This window comes from Pseudomonas sp. KD5, from assembly GCF_012932895.1.
In the GTDB taxonomy this organism is placed as follows: domain Bacteria; phylum Pseudomonadota; class Gammaproteobacteria; order Pseudomonadales; family Pseudomonadaceae; genus Aquipseudomonas.
Genome location: NZ_JDWJ01000013.1, coordinates 40,901 through 62,541 on the forward strand (window position 1 = coordinate 40,901; position 21,641 = coordinate 62,541).

General features: G+C 60.2%; 15 protein-coding genes. 10 read left to right on the forward strand and 5 right to left on the reverse strand.

What is annotated here, in order from left to right; genetic code table 11:
* The first annotated feature begins 123 nt into the window (after window positions 1-123).
* The gene (locus tag AF70_RS25235; RefSeq protein ID WP_019582263.1) at window positions 124-720 is read left to right on the forward strand and encodes a MarC family protein; all 597 of its coding nucleotides are present in this window, start codon (window positions 124-126) and stop codon (window positions 718-720) included.
* Between the two features lie 14 nt (window positions 721-734).
* Here the strand turns inward: AF70_RS25235 and AF70_RS25240 are convergent, their stop codons facing one another.
* The 5 genes from AF70_RS25240 to cobG all read right to left on the reverse strand — a co-directional run bounded on the left by AF70_RS25240 (window position 735) and on the right by cobG (window position 12,504).
* Window positions 735-7,658: a TcdA/TcdB pore-forming domain-containing protein gene (locus AF70_RS25240; RefSeq protein WP_028940130.1), complete on the reverse strand. Its 6,924-nt coding sequence runs from the start codon at window positions 7,656-7,658 to the stop codon at window positions 735-737.
* 494 nt (window positions 7,659-8,152) lie between these two features.
* Window positions 8,153-9,853 (reverse strand): precorrin-3B C(17)-methyltransferase, encoded by a 1,701-nt coding sequence (gene cobJ, locus AF70_RS25245; protein WP_028940131.1) that lies wholly within the window; start codon window positions 9,851-9,853, stop codon window positions 8,153-8,155.
* A complete protein-coding gene (locus AF70_RS25250) occupies window positions 9,853-10,584 on the reverse strand; it encodes a precorrin-2 C(20)-methyltransferase (protein ID WP_028940132.1) in 732 nt (243 codons plus the stop codon). The genes cobJ and AF70_RS25250 overlap by 1 nt, the downstream gene beginning before the upstream one ends.
* Entirely contained in the window at window positions 10,584-11,210 is a 627-nt protein-coding gene (locus tag AF70_RS25255; RefSeq protein WP_007937188.1) for a precorrin-8X methylmutase, read from the reverse strand. The genes AF70_RS25250 and AF70_RS25255 overlap by 1 nt, the downstream gene beginning before the upstream one ends.
* The gene (cobG, locus tag AF70_RS25260) at window positions 11,203-12,504 is read right to left on the reverse strand and encodes a precorrin-3B synthase (RefSeq protein WP_028940133.1); all 1,302 of its coding nucleotides are present in this window, start codon (window positions 12,502-12,504) and stop codon (window positions 11,203-11,205) included. The genes AF70_RS25255 and cobG overlap by 8 nt, the downstream gene beginning before the upstream one ends.
* Before the next feature lie 143 nt (window positions 12,505-12,647).
* Here cobG and AF70_RS25265 point away from each other — a divergent pair, with 143 nt between their 5' ends.
* From AF70_RS25265 to AF70_RS25305, 9 genes are all read left to right on the forward strand, one after another.
* On the forward strand, window positions 12,648-13,859 hold the full coding sequence (locus AF70_RS25265; RefSeq protein WP_028940134.1) for a bifunctional cobalt-precorrin-7 (C(5))-methyltransferase/cobalt-precorrin-6B (C(15))-methyltransferase: 1,212 nt from the start codon (window positions 12,648-12,650) through the stop codon (window positions 13,857-13,859).
* Window positions 13,852-14,949, forward strand: a complete 1,098-nt coding sequence (locus tag AF70_RS25270; protein WP_028940135.1) for a cobalt-precorrin-5B (C(1))-methyltransferase — start codon at window positions 13,852-13,854, stop codon at window positions 14,947-14,949. Before AF70_RS25265 ends, AF70_RS25270 begins: the two co-directional genes overlap by 8 nt.
* Window positions 14,946-15,668, forward strand: coding sequence for a cobalt-precorrin-6A reductase (locus AF70_RS25275; RefSeq protein ID WP_028940136.1), 723 nt, complete (start codon window positions 14,946-14,948; stop codon window positions 15,666-15,668). The genes AF70_RS25270 and AF70_RS25275 overlap by 4 nt, the downstream gene beginning before the upstream one ends.
* 253 nt (window positions 15,669-15,921) lie before the next feature.
* Window positions 15,922-16,233 (forward strand): hypothetical protein, encoded by a 312-nt coding sequence (locus AF70_RS25280; RefSeq protein ID WP_028940137.1) that lies wholly within the window; start codon window positions 15,922-15,924, stop codon window positions 16,231-16,233.
* A 48-nt stretch (window positions 16,234-16,281) separates the two neighbouring features.
* The gene (locus AF70_RS25285) at window positions 16,282-16,680 is read left to right on the forward strand and encodes a DUF2946 domain-containing protein (protein WP_028940138.1); all 399 of its coding nucleotides are present in this window, start codon (window positions 16,282-16,284) and stop codon (window positions 16,678-16,680) included.
* Between the two features lie 48 nt (window positions 16,681-16,728).
* Window positions 16,729-17,208 (forward strand): copper chaperone PCu(A)C, encoded by a 480-nt coding sequence (locus tag AF70_RS25290; RefSeq protein WP_028940139.1) that lies wholly within the window; start codon window positions 16,729-16,731, stop codon window positions 17,206-17,208.
* Between the two features lie 21 nt (window positions 17,209-17,229).
* Window positions 17,230-17,697 (forward strand): DUF2946 domain-containing protein, encoded by a 468-nt coding sequence (locus AF70_RS25295; protein ID WP_028940140.1) that lies wholly within the window; start codon window positions 17,230-17,232, stop codon window positions 17,695-17,697.
* A gap of 84 nt (window positions 17,698-17,781) precedes the next feature.
* Window positions 17,782-19,899: a TonB-dependent copper receptor gene (locus AF70_RS25300; protein ID WP_028940141.1), complete on the forward strand. Its 2,118-nt coding sequence runs from the start codon at window positions 17,782-17,784 to the stop codon at window positions 19,897-19,899.
* 153 nt (window positions 19,900-20,052) lie between these two features.
* Window positions 20,053-21,432 (forward strand): PepSY domain-containing protein, encoded by a 1,380-nt coding sequence (locus AF70_RS25305; protein ID WP_028940142.1) that lies wholly within the window; start codon window positions 20,053-20,055, stop codon window positions 21,430-21,432.
* The last annotated feature ends 209 nt before the right edge of the window (window positions 21,433-21,641 follow it).

The window sequence follows — 21,641 nt, forward strand, 5'->3', positions numbered from 1 at the left end:
CAAGAAGAAATTCACTCACTCAATTCATGAAGAACAACATTTGATGTCCGCCCATGTTGACGGCAAAATGGCCCCGCACCTGATAGACTCCCCCCGGACCTTCCTCGCCAGTGAGCTTGCACCATGCTCCATGTGTTATTCAGCGTTTACCTGAAGATGCTGGTGCTCTACAGCCCATTCTTCGTATTGTCCTGCTTCATCAGCCTGACCCGCGGTTATTCGCGCAAGGAACAACGTCGCCTGGCCTGGAAGGTGGCGATCGCCACACTGGTTTCCAGTGTCTTGCTGTACCTGTTCGGGAGGGTGATATTTGACGTGTTCGGCATTACCGTGGATGCATTTCGCATCGGCGCCGGCAGCGTGCTATTCATTTCGGCGCTGGGCATGGCTCAGGGCAAGTCGGTGGTGCAGACCGACAATGTGCAGCAGGACGTGACCATCGTCCCGCTGACCATCCCCCTGACCGTCGGCCCGGGCACCATCGGTGCACTGTTGGTAATGGGCGTGAGCCAGCCGCATTGGGACGACAAACTCACGGCCATTCTCAGTATTGCCCTCGCCAGCTTCACTGTTGGCGTGGTGCTGTATTTATCGAACCGAATCGAACGGATTCTGGGTGACCAGGGGTTGCAGATTGTCAGCCGGTTGATGGGATTGTTCGTGTGCGCTCTGGCGGCACAGATAATCTTCACCGGGGTGAAAGGTTATCTGGTGCCTTAATCGGCAAAGGAGCTCTAAAAAGCCGGTTCTGCAAGCGCCTCGATCTGATGATTCAACATCAGTTCCGTTAGCATTGCGCTGCCCGAAATGCCCTTTTGCCTCAGCAACTCGGTCACTATTTCCGAAACCGCACGCGATCGATAACCACTGAGCGCAAGGAACACGTCCCCCCGCAACGTCACATCCGATGAGTAAGCACCGCGAAAGATCAGACTGTGCCCGCTGTCCAGGCCGTTCATTACCAGGTGCTCATCGACCAGGCTGACCCATAACTGATCCATGATTGAAGCGTCCAGAATCAGCTTTCCCGGAATCAAGGGTGGGAGCTCAAGCGGGTAACGACAATCGACGATAACCGATTCAAGTTTCAACCACGCCGCTCGGGTCAGCCGGCTAGTCGTTGTCCCTTGACCCATTTTGAGCACCAGGATGCTGACATCATCGGCAATCAACGGGAGAAGGTCATCGGCCGTCTTCAGCCCCTCGACCACCAGTACTTCGGCATTTCGCTGAATATACTCAAGCGGCCCAACCGTAGTTTTTTGCGGATAGGTGTGCAACAAACCATCCCCGATTTGGTGCAGCATCACATTGGTTTGATGCCGGGTACCCACCAGCGTGTATTGCGCAGGAAAGGTGGCTTTCGGAATCCGGATCAATCGTCCGGTCCGGACCACATACCATTGAAGGTAGTCAGGATTTTTGACGGACAGAAAATCGGCGCATCGATGTTGGCTCGCCAGCGCTGCCAGGCGCTCACTCAATGGAGCGTCCAGTGCAGCGACCCAGAGGCTGTCCACGCCCGTAACCCGTACCGGTTCGTTGTGCTGTAAATCCACCTCCACGCCTTCGAGAGTCGTCGCCCTCAGACCCGCGCCCTCTGCCGTCACGTCGGTAAAGGTCCAGGGTGCCCACACCTGCATCGGGGCCGGCAATGCCTCAACTTGCAAAAGCCTGGTGCCTTGGGCAAATGCCGTACTCAAATGTTTCATATCAATAAAGCGCTGGCTGAAAACCTTCCCCGTTGAAAGATCGAACAACCAGGCGGCCTGATTATCTGGAGCAATACTCAGTAACCGTACTTCTTTTCCATGGCCAGGATCCGAGAGCAACAGCCGATCGTCCAGATACCAGGCACATAAGTCGGCATCCCCCGTAAAGTTGGTCAACCCAAGGAGGGCGAAACTCGACACCGGATAGCGCGTCGACACTTCCGGCAGTGCGGACCACCATAGGGCTCGATCCTTGAACCAGGTGTCGGTGAGGCCGCCCAATCGAAGCGTGCCATCAGGCATCACATTGAAGAACAGACCGGATTCGGTCAGAGCCAGGTAGCCCTGCTCAACGGCAACAACATTATTCAGGTCCAAGGGCGCAATTTCTGTGGAAGACCATTGCACGCGGCCATCCTCTATCGACCTTTGCTGCCGCACTAGGCGTCGGTCAGGCTGGTCGTAGGTCACAAATACTTCGCCCTCTGCACCGGCAGGAACAATCAGTCGAAGATCATTCAGAATCGAATCTTTCCATCCTCGCGCATGACGACGTCGGGTCGGCGCACGGATGATCAACCCGTCAACCTCTCGGACCCAGACCAGATCGTGCCACTTGTCTTCGAACTGCCAACAAATCGAAACCAGCGCACCGGGGCGCCAATTCACGGTATCGATGGACTCTGCCGGCAACACATAGTTGTCCAGCACCTGCTTCCAGTCCGTGAGCGTGTTGACCTGCAAAACGCCTAGCAATGCAGGATCCAGACCTCGGTTGATTGAGCCGAGCAGTACTGCCCCGTCATGGATCATGTAGGTCAGCTCATCGTGCTGACCGCTCTTATGAGTGAATCGCTGAACGATCTGAATGCCGCCCTTGGCCACCGCCTCACAACGGACAATCGCCTGATCATCGCCTATCAACAAACGGTATCGCTGAACCAGCGTTCCCGTCGTTGCATCTACCTGCCAGATATAAAAGCTCTCGGGATGATAGAAGTATGCCGAGCCCTCGATCACTGCCCCCAACACGACGGCATCGGACAGCAACACTTTCGGGTCGCGTACATACAGGAAACGATCCTCAGCCGAATCGTAGTACGCGGCCACTTTTCTGGGTTCATCCTGTTTTTCGTAGGGAACGATAAAATCATGAACGGGAAGATAAGGGATCGCCAGGCGATGCTCACGAGCCAGTGACTTGAAGTGATCCAGCAACGCTTGCTCTCCGAGCGCCGGATCGGCCGCTTCTTCGACCACCTCCAATTGCAGGGCAACAAGATCAACGCGCACGATCTTGTTACCCGCCAGTTTGAGCAACACATCGTGAACGCCGCTTCCTGTGAACTTCACAGCCAGAGCGCCCAACATCAGGCTACCCGCGGGTTCTATCCGGATATCCGTCTCCGCCAGCCAGGTAGCCAGCAACACCCAGTGCATGGCCGTGTGACCCGGCGCGTCGAGTTCAAGGCTCACCCCCTGATTGAGCAGCACGGAACATTGAGCGCCGGCACCGGCTATCCGATAGGAGACCAGGCCGTGCCATGCCTTGGGTAGCACAGGCACCACCAGCGAGCGCTCAACGTTATCGAGACGAACGTTGAAAACTGTTGGTTGGCAGACAGGGCTCAGTCGGTGGACGACGTACTCACCCGGGAACGAATAAAAGGAAAACAGGAACTGCCATTTCCCCTGTTCGTTCTTTTTCTCCAGCCGACGTGCCGTATCAAATCCATCAGCATGACGAAACGTGACAAACGGCAGCAACTTGTACTCATAGCCATACCAGGTTTTGGGTGTGCACGGCAAAACGATCGTCTGCCCAGGCTTTGGCGAGAAAAGCGCCGAGCCCGGCAACGCAAGTTCCAGGCGTATATCAATGGCGCGGTGGTAATCCTCATCGTAATCCGGGACCCCGAAATGATCCCGAAGCGGGAACAATTTAGGGCTGTCGAAATGGACCGTTGATCCGCGTAAATCCAGTTCGGTGAACACCAGCAACGGATGTGCAATCCACGCATTCGACGCCTTGTCCAAGTGAAAGCCGCCCTGAAGATGCGCCTTCTCCAGTCGTTCAAAAAAGAGGCCGACCCCTTTGGCCTCCTCGGCAATGGTGGCGAACCCTTCGGCCAGTGCAGCGACACCCACCGCCAACCCGCCCAGAATCACCCCGACACCGCCCAGCACCGCAGATACGGCACCTGCGCCGGCCAATCCCGCACCCAACCCGGCCGCCCCCAACACGGCGCTCGCGGAGTCGAACGCCAATTGCGTCCCGAACTGCGCCTTTTCAATGTCATTGCCGGCATGGCTCAACTGGTAAATATCAAACCCGACATTCACCATTCCCAACACCGTGCCAACGCCTTCATTCGCCACATGCCCCAACGCCTTTTGTACCAATGGCGCACTGGTGCGAGCGATCAGCTTTTCATCCTCCAGGGCCTGTCGCACCAGTGTCACAACACCAATCACATCCACCACATTGCCATGGACCAATTGGGCGTAGTTGACGTAGGCATGCAGGCGAATGGCGGTGGTCAGTGACTTGTCGCTACCGCTGGCCGCGCCTTCGTGATGACGCAGCGAGTTCATCAAGGCCTGTACGGTGAAACCGGCATTGAGCGTATGAACGCTACCGGCGTCCACAGGATCAGGCGAGTTGGCCGGCGCACGCGGTTGAGCCGCCAAGGAATGGAAGGTTTGCGAGAGGAAATTTTTAATCCTGAGGAGTCGATGATCATCGGTGGTGACACGCACAATGGTCTGCGCAGGATCGTTACTGACCAGACTGATTTTGTAAGCGCCTGTCGGGGTTATCTCCAATGTCTCAAACAACGCAATGGCACCCGACGATAGCCCGTGTTTCTCCTGTAGCTGCCATGTCGCCTGCGCGATTTGCCCGCCCCACCAGTGAGCGTCCAGTTCCAGCAACGAACTGCCCAATACCCCATTGTTGACCAACGACCGTCCTCTTGCGCTGGCCAGCCGCTGTCTTGCCCGGGGCGTCTGTTCAGGCAGGCTGCCTGACTCGGAAAGACTGGACACCCGGACACCCGACGGCAGTATCCGTTCATTGAGTCGGCCAGCGTCGAGCTCAATCAAATCGAACGTCGGACGCGTTGGCTCTCCATAAGCTGCGTAAGGTTTGGCCATCTCTTGCCGAACGAAAAAATGTGTCAACGCGCTGCTGAGTGCTTCAGCGGTATCAAACTCGAAAACACTAAAATTCGGATCGTAGAAATGGTAAGTGCTGCGGCCTCCACTGAATGTTTTGGCTACCAGCATCGAGTGGTTGTCAGAGTTGAGCATCAAGGTGCTGTTGCCGGTTTTACCTTCGAGCGTCGCAATGACGCGTGCCAGATCGGAGCGCACCACCGCTCCACCCAAGTCATGGACGTCAACATCGCGCAGCTCCTCGATGATGCTCACAAACGCTTTCGAAGCGACGGTGTCAGGCTCAATGACCGCCAGGTAAAACCGCTCACGCAAGGTGTTGGCAGCTTCGTCACCCTTGCTGATCGCCGCCGCCATGGCCAATGCCAGTGGGTAGCAACGCCCCGCGATCCGGTCACCGGCCCCTTGAAGCAACAAATCCTGCGGCACCAGTTTGAAGCTGCCGTGATCGAAACTTTCCAGCACATCGGCCATGCGCTCGGCAATCCGGTCACGGAACTCGAGTTTTGCTACCTGCTGAATACGGGAGACCTGACGCCCCCATTGCAGCAAGGTCAGTGACCGCTCCAGCGCCTGCTTCTTCAGCTCAATGCTGGTCTCGGACAATGCTAAGGAAGGTATCGAAGCGCTGGCCAAACCGGCAACGAATGCAGGGTGATTTTCTTTGAACAGCTCCCGTTCAATCGCCCCATAACGGTGTGACACGCCCAACTCAGACACGTTGTTGGCGAGGTTTTCCAGCCGTGCGTTGACGTGTCCAAAGTTGCGTTGATCCATGGCCCGTGCGCCCAGTAACGAACCGATCAACAACCGCTGCAAGGGGTTAAGCTGTTCAACCTGCAAAGTGCCCCGGCCAATTCGATGAAGCAATTCATCAAGCGGCAGATCCAAGGTTGCCGGCTCCCCGACCAACGATGGCGGTAGCGTGATCTCCTGTGTGAGGATGGACTGGCGCTCGTCAAAACTCAGCTGCACTTGCTTGTCGAAAGTCACTTCACCAGAGACCCGTTGGCTCATCGCTCGCAAAAAGGGTTCACCAAGGTGCTGCGCCAAGGACTGCAACAATTCGGTCGACATCACATGTCGACCTTCGATTATTGGCCAGCCATGGTCGAAATGGATTGTCTGACTCTTTAGTAATTGATCCACCTTGCCGACGTAACGCGCCTTGAATTGCCCGGCCTCCCAACGTTGTTTTTCCTTGCGCAGCCACTCGACGGTGTCGTTTTCGTTTTCTTTCCAGGAATGGTCCAGCTCCTCCTCGGTAGCCCGATTCACCATGGCGGCGGCGACAATAGCCACATCCTCTCGCCACGCGCCCGCTGCACGAGGTGTGAAGTGGATTTTTGCGTAATCCGCGAGTGCATCGCGCATCGCAGCGGGCCCGGTCAGATAGATGGTCACTTCGCTCTGCGGGCGAATGCCGTCGCTGTAGTAAATCGCCGCGGCTTCCATCAAAAAAGTGAGGGCGAGTTCTTCTTCGGGCGGGAGCGCATCCATCGGACCAAATTTTTTCTCGACCACCTCCCGCGCAAAACCGCTCATGGCCTCGCTATCAATCAAGGCGACCTGGTTCTCCATAGCCAAGCGGATCGTGGCATCAACAATCTCATAGTTGAGTTTGAAACGGTCGATGACAGCGCTCAACATTGCCGACCCGGCATGAGCCATGAGAAACGCATTACTCAGGCTGGCCTGCTCGGCCACCGCCCGCATTCCGTTCGGACGTACGAGACGTTCGACGGGGGCGCGGAAAACGCTGTTCAAGTCCGGGCGATTTTTCGCGAAACGTTCCAGTGCCGGACGATGCTCTGCAGGGATGACATCGAAATAGTTTGTATATTTACCTCTTAACGCCTTTCGACCTGGCATCCATCCAGGATTTTGATCGAGCAACAACTGCAACACCCCCAGGCGCGCATCGTTGCTGAATTGATTGATTTCCACATCGCCCAACTTTTCCACAAGAGGTGGCAAGTTATCGACATCTGCGTAACACCCGCCCTCTGCCATCAAGGCTTCAATGCGCACCACATCGGAGGCGGCGGCAAAATTGCCTCGCAAACTTATTTCCCGCTCATAAATGGTCTGCAAGTGCAGCGGTGTTGCACTCTCCGCCAAGTCGCGAAGCTCTACTCCCGCCTCGATCAATGCCAACAGGCTCTGACTATTCTTTTCCCGCAAAATTTCCAGGGCTTTTTTATCCTGGCCATACCCACGAACCAGAAGATCAATTCGGGCGTCATCCGCTTTAACACCACGCTCTACCGCTGAGTTGATATGTGCGAACATTTGCTGCTTAAGAACGATGGCTCGCTCTTCATACTTGTCACCCAGCTCAAGAAACGTTCCCGTGCCATGTCCACCATTAATCATCGCATCGGCCTTCGCGGCCTCGACAATGATCCGGTTGGTTTCATAGGCCAATAACGCGTCGCTGTCATACCAGAGTTTCACGGCATAATCGTGCTCGGCCAACACCTTGCACCAAACATTAATGTAATCGCGCTGAATATTTCCAAGCCCCCCTCCAAGCCAAACGAAGTGTAGATTTTTCGGCACTTCGGTTGCTGCGGCAGACAGCTCTGCAATGCTGTTGGACAGGCGCGTGTGGAAGCCTTCGACCCTGTCGTGGATTTCGGTCAAACCCAGAGCAGCAGCGCCCTCCGGCGCAGCTTTCGGCTCCATCTCCACAGCACGTCGATGCCGGCTCTTGGACTCAACAAAAGCCCCCAGGGCTTCGCGCAGCAAACCCAGCGGTGGAAGCATTCTCGGAAAATCGAGCAGGCCGATACAAGAAAAGTAATATCGAAATACCGCGTCGTATTTTTCTGTACCGCTATATTCCTGTAACGCCTTTTCAAGATCAGACAGTTTAAATAAATCAATAAAATTGACGTAGCCGCTCACATGACGAGCCGTTTGCTCACCCATAAATATACTTCCCTGTAAAAATAAAAATTCCTCACCCGTCAAAATGGATGAGTGCACCCGACGCTCAATCAACACTAACTGAACAACACTTCAGCCCGAAAGCAAAAAACAAACAACTGATGACCAACCGAACACCCAGAAACATTAAATCCATCAAACACAACAAAAAACAGACAAGCCAAAAGGCAACCATCAACAAACGCGACAGTTTCTTTTGCACTAGAGAAAGACAAACTTACATCAAGACATCTAACCGCCTGCCGCTAAAACTTCCTGTTTATCAACGCCAGGCCATTTTGAAACGCGGCCTCCAGCGAGGCCGCCGACACTCATGATGTTGGCTTGTCGCCATACCAACGAGGCGTATACACCCACTTGCCCCCCTCGGCACGAGGGAACACGCAGGTGGTGGAGGAGCCGATCAGCACCATGGTGCGCATGTCGACCTGATCGGGGGTCAGTGCGCCGAGCGTCGTGACCCGGAGCGTCTGGCCAGGGCGACCGATGTCGCGGCCCAGCACCACCACCGTTTCCGGCGTTCGATGCCGGCCGACGATCTCCAGTGCCTGGCCCAGTTGCCATGGCCGTGCGCGGGAGATCGGGTTGTAGAACGCCAGCGCCAGATCGGCCTCGGCCGCCAGGTCCAGACGCTTTTCGATGATCGCCCATGGCTTGAGGTTGTCCGACAGCGACATCACGCAGAAGTCATGTCCCAGCGGCGCACCGGCCTGCGCAGCAGTGGCCAGAGAAGCAGAAACGCCTGGAAGGATCTCCAGATCAACGCTGTGCCATGCAGGCTCACTCGACTCGTGCAACGCCTCAAGCACCGCCGCCGCCATGGCGAACACGCCCGGGTCCCCGGATGAAACCACCACCACCGACCGCCCTTGGGCCGCCAGCTCAAAGGCGTGGCGAGCGCGCTGCATTTCCTCGCGATTGTCGGTGCAATGCAGTACCTGATCGTCGCGAAATGGCCCGGCCATGCGTACGTAGGTTTCATAACCGAGCACGTCATTGGCGCGCGCCAGTTCGGCCTTGACCGCCGGCACCATCAATTCGGCAGCGCCAGGGCCCAGGCCGATCACAGCCAAACGACCGCGCGCACGACCGATCTGCGCAAGCTCCAGTGGCTGACTGGCCACCGCGATGGCGATTCCGCTATCCGCCGTCACGACGGTAGCGTGCGGTACGGTGTGGCGGGCCAACTCGCTGACGCCGCTGGCCGATGTAAACCGCAGTGGCACGCCCAGCTCAAGCGCTGCTTCGCGCAACGCAGGGTTGGCCATGTCCAGGTCGCTGGCCAACAGGCACGCCAGCGATTGCACGGCGATTTTCGCCTGATGCAAAGCCATTCGAACTGCGCTCGGCAGGTCCGCCACCTCGGCGCTCACCGCCACCAGCACGCTGCGCGGGTAGATCATCAATTCATTGGCCGCAGGCGTGCGCTCGGCACTGCCGACATGAATCGACAACCGAGCCTGGGGATCTTCCGGTAACTGTGCCTGATCAAGCCACGGCGCAGCCCCTTCAATGCGCACGCTTTGGCCCGCGAGCAAATCCGAGACGAAGCGCTTGCCCAGTTCCAGATCACCCAGGGCGTAACCGCTCGGTGGATTGAGCAGGCAAGTGCCGAAACGCAGCTCACCGCTGGTGGTGATCGCCGCCGCGACGTCAAGGCCAGCGGCAATCGCGCGCGCCATGACATTCACCCCGCCAAGCCCCCCGAGCAGCGGCACCACCGCGCTGCCGTCCTCAGCCACGGCCAGCACCGGCGGCTCGGCGCCCTTCTCCAGCAACAATGGCGCCAGGGTGCGGATCACGATCCCTGCCGCGCACAGGGCGATGATCGGCGTGTCCTGTTGATAAAGCTCACGCAGGGTCGCGCCGAACTCGCGATAGCTGCGATCCGCGCCTTCGACCCGATCAGCCAACCCATGGATCAAAGCCCCCGAGTAAAGCTGTTGGATTTTGCGTGCGGTCGCAAGGCTGCCATTGCCGAGAATGACAATCGCCGGAGCAGAATGGGCCATCAGCCTTGCCACCTTTCACCAGGAACGATGATCAGCGAGAAATACGGCGAGGACATCGGCTCGACCTGATCCAGCGGCACGATTTTCTGGTTGGCCATGGTCGCGCGCTCCACATACAGCGCACGCTCTGCCAGACCGAGTTCTTCCAGCACCTGACGGACCTTGGGAAAGTTGCGCCCCAGCTTCATGATCACCGCCGCATCGGCGTCGGCCAGTCGCCGTTTGAGGTCGTCGTGGGGCAGCACGCCGGACAGCACCGACAGGCTCTGATTGCGATACACCAGCGGCGCGCCCAGTACCGAGGCGCCACCGAGCATCGAGCAGACACCCGGCACGACTTCGGCTTCATAGCGCTCGGCCAAACGATCATGCAGGTACATGTAGGAGCCGTAGAAGAACGGATCGCCTTCGCAGATCACCGCCACATCACGGCCGGCGTCCAGATGCGCGGCGAGTTGTTCGGCGGCCGTATCGTAGAAATCGCTGATCACTTGTTCATACGACAACGGCGCCGGCAGCGCTTCGGTGGTCACCGGATAAACCAGCGGCAGCAGGGTTTGTGGATCTTGCAGATGCGCTTCGATGATGCCGAACGCATTACCCTTCTTGCCCTTGGCGACGAAGTACGCCACCACCGGCGATTCGCGCAGCAGGCGCAAGGCTTTGACGGTAATCAGTTCCGGATCACCGGGGCCGACGCCCAGGCCAATCAAACGTCCAGGTTGCTGCATCATTCGATCTCCGTGGCGAGGGCATTGACGGCGGCGGCGGCCATGGCGCTACCGCCCAGCCGGCCTTGCATGATGACGAAAGGCACACCACGGCTGTCCGCCGCGAGCATCGCCTTGGATTCGGCGGCGCCGACGAAGCCCACCGGGAAGCCGAGGATCAGCGCCGGCTTCGGCGCGCCGGCATCGAGCATTTCCAACAGATAAAACAGCGCGGTCGGCGCGTTGCCGATCACCACCACGCTGCCTTCCAGATGCGGGCGCCACAGCTCCAGCGCGGCGGCGGAACGGGTATTGCCCAACTCGCGGGCAAGCTCCGGCACGCTGTCGTCGCGCAGGGTACAGATCACCGGGTTGTTGGCCGGCAAGCGCGCGCGGGTCACGCCTTCGCTGACCATCCGCGCGTCGCACAAAATCGGCGCACCGGCCGCCAGTGCATCGCGCCCGGCCTTGCCGGCGCCTTCGGAAAATTGCAGACCGTCGATGGCTTCGACCATGCCGCAGGCGTGGATCACCCGCACGGCGAGTTTCTCCAGATCGGCCGGAATACGCGCAAGGTTGGCTTCGGCGCGAATGATCGCGAAGGAGTTGCGATAGATCTCCTGACCGTCGCGGATGTAATCAAGCATCAAGGGAACTCCGTGAGCGGGCGTCGAGCAAGGCTGCGACCGCTTCAATAGTAAGGTTGTGTGCGTGCAGGGCGCCGAAACCCGGTTGCCCTGCATCGCGAAAATAGAGGTCGTAGTGACCGGGGGCGACAGCCAGCAGCGTGACCGGTGCTACATGGGCCGCGGCGCAGGAACGCTGGCAGCCGGATAAATGCACTGCTTGATCGTGACGTTGCAACAGCGCGGCCAACTGCATGGCGTCGCTCTTGGTATCGGCCAGGCCCTTGCCGCAGCCAGCGGAACCGGTGCAGGCGATCAACCGTGACACAGGCTGATCAGCGTCACATAGCAGGCCCAGTTGCTCCAGACGCCTAATCACTTCAGGCGCCCGCTCTTTTCGAACGTTGGGCAGCAACAGACTTTGCCATGGAGTGAAACGCAGACTCGCGTCGCCGAATTCGCACGCCAGTTGCGCCACGCCCCTGAGCATGACGGGATCGAGCCGCCCCAAAGGGGGGACGGCGCCGATATAGACGTGTTCGGCTTCACGTTGCGGATGAGCGCCGATGTGCAGAGTGTCCAGGTTCAGTGAACGCTGCCAATCGGCAATCGACTTCAAGGGCACACGCTCGGCCAGGCGAGCGAGAAACTCTGCGAGTGGATACTCGGCCAGCAAATGACGCATTCGTGTTTGATCCGGACGCGCCAGGTCGAGAAACAACTCCAGCACCGCTACCACCAGTGCGTGCCCCTGCTCGCGTGACACCGCGCCTGCGGGCCTGTCCGTAGGGCAACCCGCCAGACCGAACGCCAGTAACAGCTCGCCGTTTCGCTCAGCAGCAGACAACCACAGATCATGCGGGTGTTCGAGCATCGCCAACGCCTCGCCGCCATCGAGTTGCACGGCAAACTTGGCGCTGAGTTCGTGGAAACGTTCGTGGCTTTGCAGCGTCGTGAGGATCTGCTCCGCCAGCGCATGCGTGTCGAAGAGCATGTGCCGGTCAACCCCGGCAGACGGGCTGAGCATCAGATTGCGCACATCGTCGCCCGCCGCGGTACGCGGCCCCAACCCTGCGGCGAGCAGACTGTCGATCAAAGCCGTCTGCTGACTGCCAATTCCGCGAATCTGCAGGTTGGCCCGGTTGGTCGCCTCGATCACGCCCCCGGCAAACCGTTCGGCCGCGCTGGCCACCGCTTCAGCCTGGGCCGCGCTGATCGAGCCGCCGTTCAATTTGATCCGGCAGATACCGCCATCCAGCGCCGGGACGATACGCAGCAACCCCGGGCAAGCCGAGGGGCGTAAGGCGGAAGACATCGGGCGTTCGTTCAAAGGGGCGACCGGCTGTGTGGGAAAGGCGCTTCGCGGGCGAAGGCGCGGTATTATGCCTGCTTTGTCCGACGGCATGAAAAGCCTGCCCGTCGGAACACCCCGTTTGAGGCATTTTTTGAGGACTGCAGATGTCGCCCTGGCTGACAGTAGTAGGTATCGGTGAAGACGGCTTCAAGGGGCTGGGCAAGAACGCCCGTCGCGCCCTGCTGGGCGCTTCGCGGATATTCGGCGGCCAACGGCAACTGGATTTGTTGCCCGTGTGCATTCGCGGCGAGCGCCAGCTCTGGCCCAGTCCATTCTCCCTTGAACCCCTATTGGCGCTGCGGGGCGAGCCGGTTTGCGTGCTGGCCAGCGGCGACCCGATGTTCTTTGGCGTCGGTGCCAGCCTGGCGCGGCAACTGCCCGGCGCAGAAATGCTGATCCTGCCCGCCCCATCCTCCGTGTCACTGGCGGCCGCTCGCCTGGGCTGGCCGTTGCAGGATGTGGTGACGCTGTCGGTGGTCGCTCGCCCCGTCGCGGCGCTCAACGCTCATTTGTTCAGTGGTGTGCGTTTGCTGGTGCTGAGCAACGACGGCCAGAGTCCAGCGGCCATTGCGGCGCTGCTGCGTGAGCGCGGTTTCGGGCCGAGTCGCCTGACCGTGCTGGAACATCTGGGCGGCGAAGCCGAACGGCGCATCGAGGGCGCTGCCAACGACTGGAGCGACCCGGCGATCGCCGATCTGAACCTGATCGCCATCGAATGCATCGCTGAACCCAACACACCGCGCCTGTCGCGCCTGGCCGGCCTGCCAGACTCAGCCTTCCAGCACGACGGCCAACTGACCAAACGCGACGTGCGCGCCATCACCCTTGCGCGCCTCGCCCCGATCCCCGGCGAACTGCTGTGGGACGTCGGCGCCGGCAGCGGCTCGATCGGCATCGAATGGATGCGCGCTCACCCGAGTTGCCGGGCGCTGGCCATCGAAGCGGATGAGGGACGGCAGGCGTTGATTGAACACAACCGCGATGCCCTGGGCGTTCCCGGCCTGCAATTGATTCGCGGCAGTGCGCCACAAGCCCTGAGCGGACTCGAACGCCCGGACGCGATTTTCATCGGCGGTGGCGTCACTCGTGAAGGCGTACTCGACACCTGCTGGGCGCAACTCAAACCCGGCGGCCGGTTGATCGCCAACGCTGTGACACTGCAAAGCGAAGTGACCTTGATGGCCTGGCGTGAACGGCATGGTGGTGAGCTGACCCGCATTCACGTCGCCCAGGCGCAACCGTTGGGCGAGTTCGATACCTGGCGTCAGGCGCTGCCGATTACCTTGCTGGACGTGACGAAACCCCTCGATGCGTGACGAAACCGCCGAACAACCCGCCCCGCTGCGCAGCGGCCTGACCACCGGCAGCTGCGCCACCGCCACCAGCCTCGCGGCCGCCCGCCTGCTGCTCGGCGGCGTGGAAGCGGACGCCGTCGAGATCATTCTGCCCAAAGGCAAACGGGTGCAAATGCGCCTGGAATTCTGTCGGCTGACGGACGACGGCGCCGAAGCCGGAACGATCAAGGACGCCGGCGACGACCCGGACGTGACCCACGGCGCCCTGCTGTTTTCCCAGGTGCGCTTGCACAGCGAATCGGGTATCCGCTTCAGCGCCGGCCGTGGCGTCGGCACCGTCACCCGGCCCGGGCTGGTGCTGAACGTCGGTGAGCCGGCGATCAACCCGGTGCCGCGCAAGATGATCACTGATCACCTGACGTTGCTCGCCGAGGAACTGAATTACCAGGGCGGCTTCGAGGTCACGGTAAACGTCGAGGACGGCGAAGCCCTGGCGCTGAAGACCATGAACCCGCGGCTGGGCATTCTCGGCGGCTTGTCGATCCTCGGCACCAGCGGCATCGTCCGGCCATTCTCCTGCGCCGCCTACATCGCCTCGATCCACCAGGGCATCGACGTCGCCAAAACCAACGGCTACCTGCACATCGCCGCGTGCACTGGCAACGCCAGCGAAGACACCATGCGCCGGGTTTACGACTTGCCGGAAATCGCCCTGATCGAAATGGGCGACTTCGTCGGCGCGGTGCTCAAGCACTTGCGTAAAGTACCTGTGGAAAAACTCAGCCTGTGCGGCGGCTTCGGCAAGATCAGCAAACTGGCAGCCGGGCACATGGATTTGCACAGTCGGCATTCAAGCATCGACCTGCCGCAACTGGCCGAATGGGCCGCGGCGGTCGGTGCCGATGCGGCGTTGCAACAGGCGATCCGCGATGCCAATACCAGTCAACAAGCCTTGGCCATGGCCAGCGCCGCCGGGATCGCCCTCGGCGACGCGGTGTGCCAACACGCTCTCGACTTTGCCCGCAGCGTGGTGCCGGCGCAGGTTCAGGTCGAAGTGTTCGCCATCGATCGCCAGGGCGGGATTGTCGGCCATGCGGGAGTTTTTCAGTGAAGCGCGTGTTGTTGCTCGGCGGCGTCACTGAGGCATTGGCCATCGCCCGAACCCTGGGGCCTGAGCACATCTACAGCCTGGCTGGCGTCGGTCGTGTGCCGACGGATCTGAACTGTCAGGTCCGCGTTGGCGGCTATGGTGGCGCTGAAGGTCTGGCGCAGTTCATTCGTGACGAAGGCATTGACCTGCTGCTGGATGCGACCCACCCCTACGCGGCCCGCATCAGCCACAACGCCGCCACCGCCGCGAAGTTGAGCGGCATTGCCTGCTGGGCCTTGCGCCGTCCGGCCTGGCAGCCACAAGCCGCAGATGACTGGCGCGAAGTCAGCGACTGGGGCGAGCTGATCGAAGCGCTGAAACCCTTTCGCCGACCGCTGTTCACCCTCGGTCGCGAGCCATTGCAGCACCTGCACGAAATCCCGCCGGAGCAATTCTGGACGTTGCGTGCACTGGACGTTTATCCGGGCAACGAGCGCTGCGAAGTGATCGGCGCCCGTGGGCCGTTTCTGATCGAGGATGAACGCGCGTTGTTCGAGCGGCGGCAGATCGACGTGCTGATCAGCAAGAACAGCGGCAGCACCGCCACCGAGCCGAAGCTGGAAGTGGCGCGGGAACGTGGAGTGCCGGTGCTGGTGTTGAAGCGGCCGGTGTTGCCGGGGGTTGAGCGGGAGTTTGGGGCGGTGACTGAGGTTTTAACGGCCCTCACACAAAACTGGTAGCAGCTGGCGAAGCCTGCGTTCGGCTGCGCAGCAGTCGTAAAATCAAACACCACGGTCTGCCAGGTTGACTGCGGCGCATGGGATCACGACCGCTACGCAGCCGAACGCAGCCTTCGGCAGCTGCTACAGAAAATGCACAATCCCCTACATATCCATCGGACCTAACGCACAACATCATCCAAATCGACTGACTTGTGGGCTCACAACCCAACCCCCATATTTCAAGCCCCACCCATGTAACGGGAAATGGCGGATGACTGAAAAATTCACTCGCTTCGATATCACTGAGTTTCTCCTGACGTCTGCCGATATGTGGCACTACATCAAGGCCTGCGAAGAGGAAGACCCGGGCGATGAAAGCTTCAATCGTGTAGCGCTCAGAGATGTCAAACACACAATCCGGGCAAGAATCCAAAGTGACCCTCAATTCGCTCAGGCATTAAGAGTCGAAGTCGCTACACTCTTTCAAAACGGCGAGGCTGAGCTTGCACGCCGGCTGCTCGATATGCTGACTGATTCGCTGCGACACCACACCGCACGCGGTCTTTTTACTTATCGCCCCTGATCAGGCTAAATAGCCGCGCCTGATCGCCCACTCAAACGGATCTGTCCCATGTCCCGACAACGGCTCGCATTTGCCTGGATCGCCTGCTTTGCAGTGCTGTTCAACATGCTCGCCATGCCGATGTCCGGAGCGATGGCGCAAACGGCGAAATCGCCGACCGAACAGTTGCTGTGGGGTAGCTTCTGCTCTTCCAGCGGCACGAAGCTGGTGGCGATTTCCCTGGGCGACATCGAGCAGAAAGCGCCGCAGAACGACGATCATTCCAACATGCAGCATTGCTGGTGTTGCTCGGGCTCCGCGCCGTTGGTGGCGTTGCCGGGGCATACGCCGCAGTTGTATTACGCGCGATTCGAGGCCAATCGAAGCGTGCCGCCGGCCACGCTCGACACACCGACACCGCGCCAGCAATGGCCCAGCCTCAACCCCCGCGCGTCCCCTCTGGTGTGATTCCTTCTCGCAATTGACCTGCGTTTTGAATCGTTCTGGAGAACTGCCATGTTGAACAAACTCATCGTCCTGGCTGCGTTGCTGCTGCCTGCCTGTTTTGCCAATGCCCACGAATACAAGGTTGGCGAACTTGAGATCGCCCATCCGTGGTCGCAGGAGTTGCCGCCCAACGCGCCCACCGTCGCGGCGTATTTCGTGATTCACAACAGCGGCAAAACCGCTGATCGGCTGCTCAGCGTCGGCTCGCCGATATCCGGCAAGGCCGAGTTGCACGAACATGTGATGCAAAACGATCTGATGAAAATGCAGCAAGTGCCCGACGTCGAAATCCCGGCTGGCGGCGAAGTCACCTTCGCGCCGATGGCGTACCACGTGATGCTGCTGGAGCTCAGAGACCGCAGCCTGTTGAGCGACGGCAAACGCTTCCCGCTGACCCTGCACTTTGAGAAGTCCGGTGATGTAACGGTCGAGGTCTCGGTGCAGAAAAAGGCGCCGGACAGCATGCAAGCGCACATGCACGCCCAGTAATCGCCCCCGTTGAAAACGCCTATGCGCCCGCATAGCGCCAGGTCATCCGCGCGCCGCCGTCAGCCAATGAGCCTGACCCGCGGCAGCTGGATCAGCCTGTTCGCCATGCTGATGATCTTTATCGGCCCGCTGATTTCTCAGTCGATGCCGATGGATTCGCGCGCGGCTGCTTCGAGCATGGCGATAGGCATGTCCATGAACATGTCGATGGACATGGGCTCGGACATGTCGGCGATGGAGCACGCCGACCACGACGCACAACCGGTTGCCGAACACTGCCGGCCGACAGCCGAGCATCACGCGCTGTGGGAAAAATGCGGCTATTGCAGCCTGCTGTTCAATTGCCCGGCACTCACCGGTGGCGCTTCATTCACCGCGTTCGACACCCCGCCCGCCACCACCTTCACCACACCCGCCACCCGCCTGGGCCACGCCCGGCAAACCTTCTTCCCCGGCGCCCGCACCCGCGCCCCGCCCATCGTCGCGTAAACACCCACCTCTGATCTCACACGGTTTAGAAGACAGCCGCAGGCTGCCGGCCGTGTCGTTTACGACTGTTCGATGGAAATTGTCATGTCCAGGTTTTCTGCTGACACACGTTTGGGCGCTGCCCAGGCTTTTTTTGCCCTGAACCAATCTCGCGTTCGTTTCAGACAGGCCACCGCCGCCCTTTGCGGCTTGTTGCTGACGCCAATGGTGCTGGCCGACGAACACGCCGGCCACACCGAAGAACTGAGCCCGACGGTAATCACCGCCATCGCGCCGAGCTCGCCGCTGACCGTCGTCACCAACCCCAAGGACCCGCGCCAACCGGTGCCGGCCAGCGACGGTGGTGATTATCTGAAGACCATCCCCGGCTTCGCCCTGGTGCGCAACGGCGGCACCAACGGCGACCCGGTGCTGCGCGGCATGTTCGGTTCGCGCCTGAATATCCTCACCAACGGCAGCATGATGCTCGGCGCCTGCCCCGGCCGGATGGACGCGCCGACCTCGTACATCTCACCGGAAACCTACGACAAACTCACCGTGATCAAAGGCCCGCAAACCGTGCTCTGGGGCCCCGGCGCATCAGCCGGCACCATCCTGTTCGACCGGGAGCCGGAAAGCTTCGGCGAACTCGGCACCCGGGTGAATGCCAGCGTATTGGCCGGCTCCAACGGTCGCTTCGACAAAGTGCTGGACGCCGCCGCTGGCGGGCCGCTGGGTTACGTGCGCGTGATCGGCAACACCGCGCATTCCGATGACTACAAGGACGGCAACAACGACACCGTGCCCTCGCGCTACGACAAGTGGAACGGCGATGTTGCTGTCGGCTGGACGCCGAACGCCGACACCCTGCTGGAATTGACTGCCGGCAAGGGCGACGGCGAAGCCCGTTACGCCGGGCGCGGCATGGACGGTTCACGGTTCTTGCGCGAAAGCCTCGGCCTGCGCTTCGAGCAGTCGAACATCGGTGAGGCGCTGGATAAGGTCGAGGCACAGGTCTACTACAACTACGCCGACCATGTGATGGACAACTACACCCTGCGCACGCCGTCCGGCACCGGGATGATGGCCGGCCCGATGGCTTCCAACGTCGACCGCCGAACCCTCGGCGCGCGGATCAAAGCCACCTGGCGCTGGGCCGATGTGCAATTGATCAGTGGCCTGGATGCGCAGACCAACGAGCACCGCCAACGCAGCGCCATGGGCATCGACACCTACAAGGATGTGCCCCGCAACAAGGACGCCGACTTCCACAACTACGGCGTGTTCAGCGAACTGACCTGGTACGCCGCCGACCGTGATCGACTGATCACCGGCGCACGACTGGACCGTGCTTCGGCCAAGGATTATCGGCAGACCATCGGCTCCGGGATGATGGCCCGCCCCAACCCGACCGCCGATGACACCCGCGCCGATACCCTGCCCAGCGGTTTCGTGCGTTACGAGCATGATCTGGCCGACAGCCCGACCACGCTGTATGCGGGCCTCGGTCATGCCCAGCGTTTCCCGGATTACTGGGAGCTGTTTTCGCCCAACTCAGGCCCTGCCGGCTCGGTGAATGCGTTCGACTCGATCAAACCAGAGAAAACCACCCAGCTCGACTTCGGCCTGCAGTACAAGACCGCAGACCTCGAAGCCTGGGCCTCGGGTTACGTCGGGCAGGTGCGTGACTACATCCTGTTCAACTACACACCGGGGATGATGGGCATGACCTCGCAAGCCGAGAACATCGACGCGCGAATCATGGGCGGCGAACTCGGTGCGGCCTACAAACTGACGACCAACTGGAAAGCCGATGCAACCCTGGCCTACGCCTGGGGCAAGAACAGCAGCGACGGCAGCGCCCTGCCGCAGATGCCACCGCTGGATGCGCGCTTCGGCCTGACCTACAGCGAAGACAACTGGAGCGCCGGCGCCTTGTGGCGGGTGGTCGCGGCGCAAAACCGCATCGACCGGAACAAGGGCAACGTGGTCGGCAAAGACTTCGACAAAAGCTCGGGGTTCGGCGTGTTCTCGCTCAACGGCGCGTACTGGATCAACAAGAACTGGAAGGTCAGCAGCGGCGTCGACAACTTGTTTGGCAAGGCCTACGCCGAACACCTGAACCTGGCCGGCAATGCCGGTTTCGGCTTCCCGGCCAACGATCCGCAAGCCATCAACGAACCGGGGCGCACGCTCTGGACCAAGGTGGATATGAGCTTCTAAAAGCATCGCGGGCGAGCCTCGCTCCTACAGGGTTTGTGTCGGATGTGGTTATTGCGAACAACCTGAACCTGTAGGAGCGAGGCTTGCCCGCGAACGACTGCGCAGCAGTCACCAGACAATTACAAAAGATCCAAGCCTAGCGGAGCACTCGAAGTGAAACAGCCCAAACCGAATTTCTACAACCTGGCCTGGCGTTGGCATTTCTACGCCGGCCTGTTCGTCGCGCCGTTCATGGTGATGCTGGCCCTGACCGGCATCGTCTACCTGTTCAAACCGCAACTCGATCCATTGATGTACGGCAGCCTGATGAACATCCCGGCCGGTCATCACACCGTGGCCGCCGACGACCTGCTCAAACGGGTGAAAGAGGCGTATCCACAAGCCCGGATCAAACAATACCTGCCGCCGGTCAACGCTGAACGCAGCGCGCAATTTGTGGTGATCAATGAAGGTCATGAACTGAACGTGTTCATCGATCCGTACCACGGCGACATCCTCGGCGAGCAGGATGCGAAGAACAATCTGCAGGCGCTCGCACGCTCGATTCACGGCGAGTTGATGATCGGCACCGTCGGTGATCGGCTGGTGGAGCTGGCCGCCGGTTGGGGTGTGGTGTTGGTGGTCTCCGGGGTATTTTTGTGGTGGCCGCGTGGCCAGCGCGCCGGCATTCTCTGGCCGCGCTTGAACAGTCGCGGCCGCGTGCTGTGGCGTGATCTGCACGCAGTGACTGGCTTCTGGGGCGCGGCGTTTTTGCTGGTGATGCTGCTCAGCGGCATGACCTGGACCGGCTTCTGGGGCAAGCAATACGCCGACCTCTGGGACCGCTTTCCGGTCGCCATGTGGAATGACGTGCCCAAATCCGACGTCGAGGCCCGTAGCCTCAACAGCGCCACACGCCAGACCGTGCCGTGGGCCATGGAGAACACGCCGATGCCAATGTCCGGCGACCACGCCGAACACATGGCTCACGCCAGCACGCAAGCCGGCCCGGCGGCGCCGACCATCAGCCTGCAAGACGTGCAAAACATTGCCGTGCAGCGCAAGGTCGAGCCCGGCTACAGCATCACCTTCCCGACCACCGCCACCGGTGTGTTCACCATCGCGGTGTTCGCCGATGACCCGCGCAACGATGCCACCCTGCACGTCGACCAGTACACCGGCGACGTCCTCGCCGACGTGCGCTGGCAGCATTACAGCAACGTCGCCCGCGCCACGGAAGTCGGCGTGATGCTGCACGAAGGCAAGATGTTCGGCCCGTTCAATCAGATCATCGTGCTGCTGATCTGCCTGATGATTTTGCTCAGCGCCGTCAGCGGCGTGGTGATCTGGTGGAAGCGTCGGCCACAGGGCAAGTTCGGTGTGCCACCGTTGCGTCACGACCTGCCGAAATGGAAAACCGCAATGGTCATCATGCTCGCCCTGGCGGTGATGTTTCCGTTGGTGGGGGCTTCGCTGGTTGTCGTGTGTCTATTGGATTGGGGGCTGCTGTCACGCCTGGGCCGGCAAATTGAATCCACCTCACCTTCATCATGAAACAGGCGAGATACGCGTACGCGTAAAGCCAATACAATGCGGGCCAGCATTGAATCCTTGGCGTGGCGAGGGGGCTTGCCCCCGTTCGGCTGCGCAGCAGTCGTAAAACCCGACAACGCAGTAAACCCGGAGAAACTGCGGTGTCAGGTTTGGGGTCGCTGCGCAACCCAACGGGGGCAAGCCCCCTCGCCACAGTTCTGTGTGCTGGC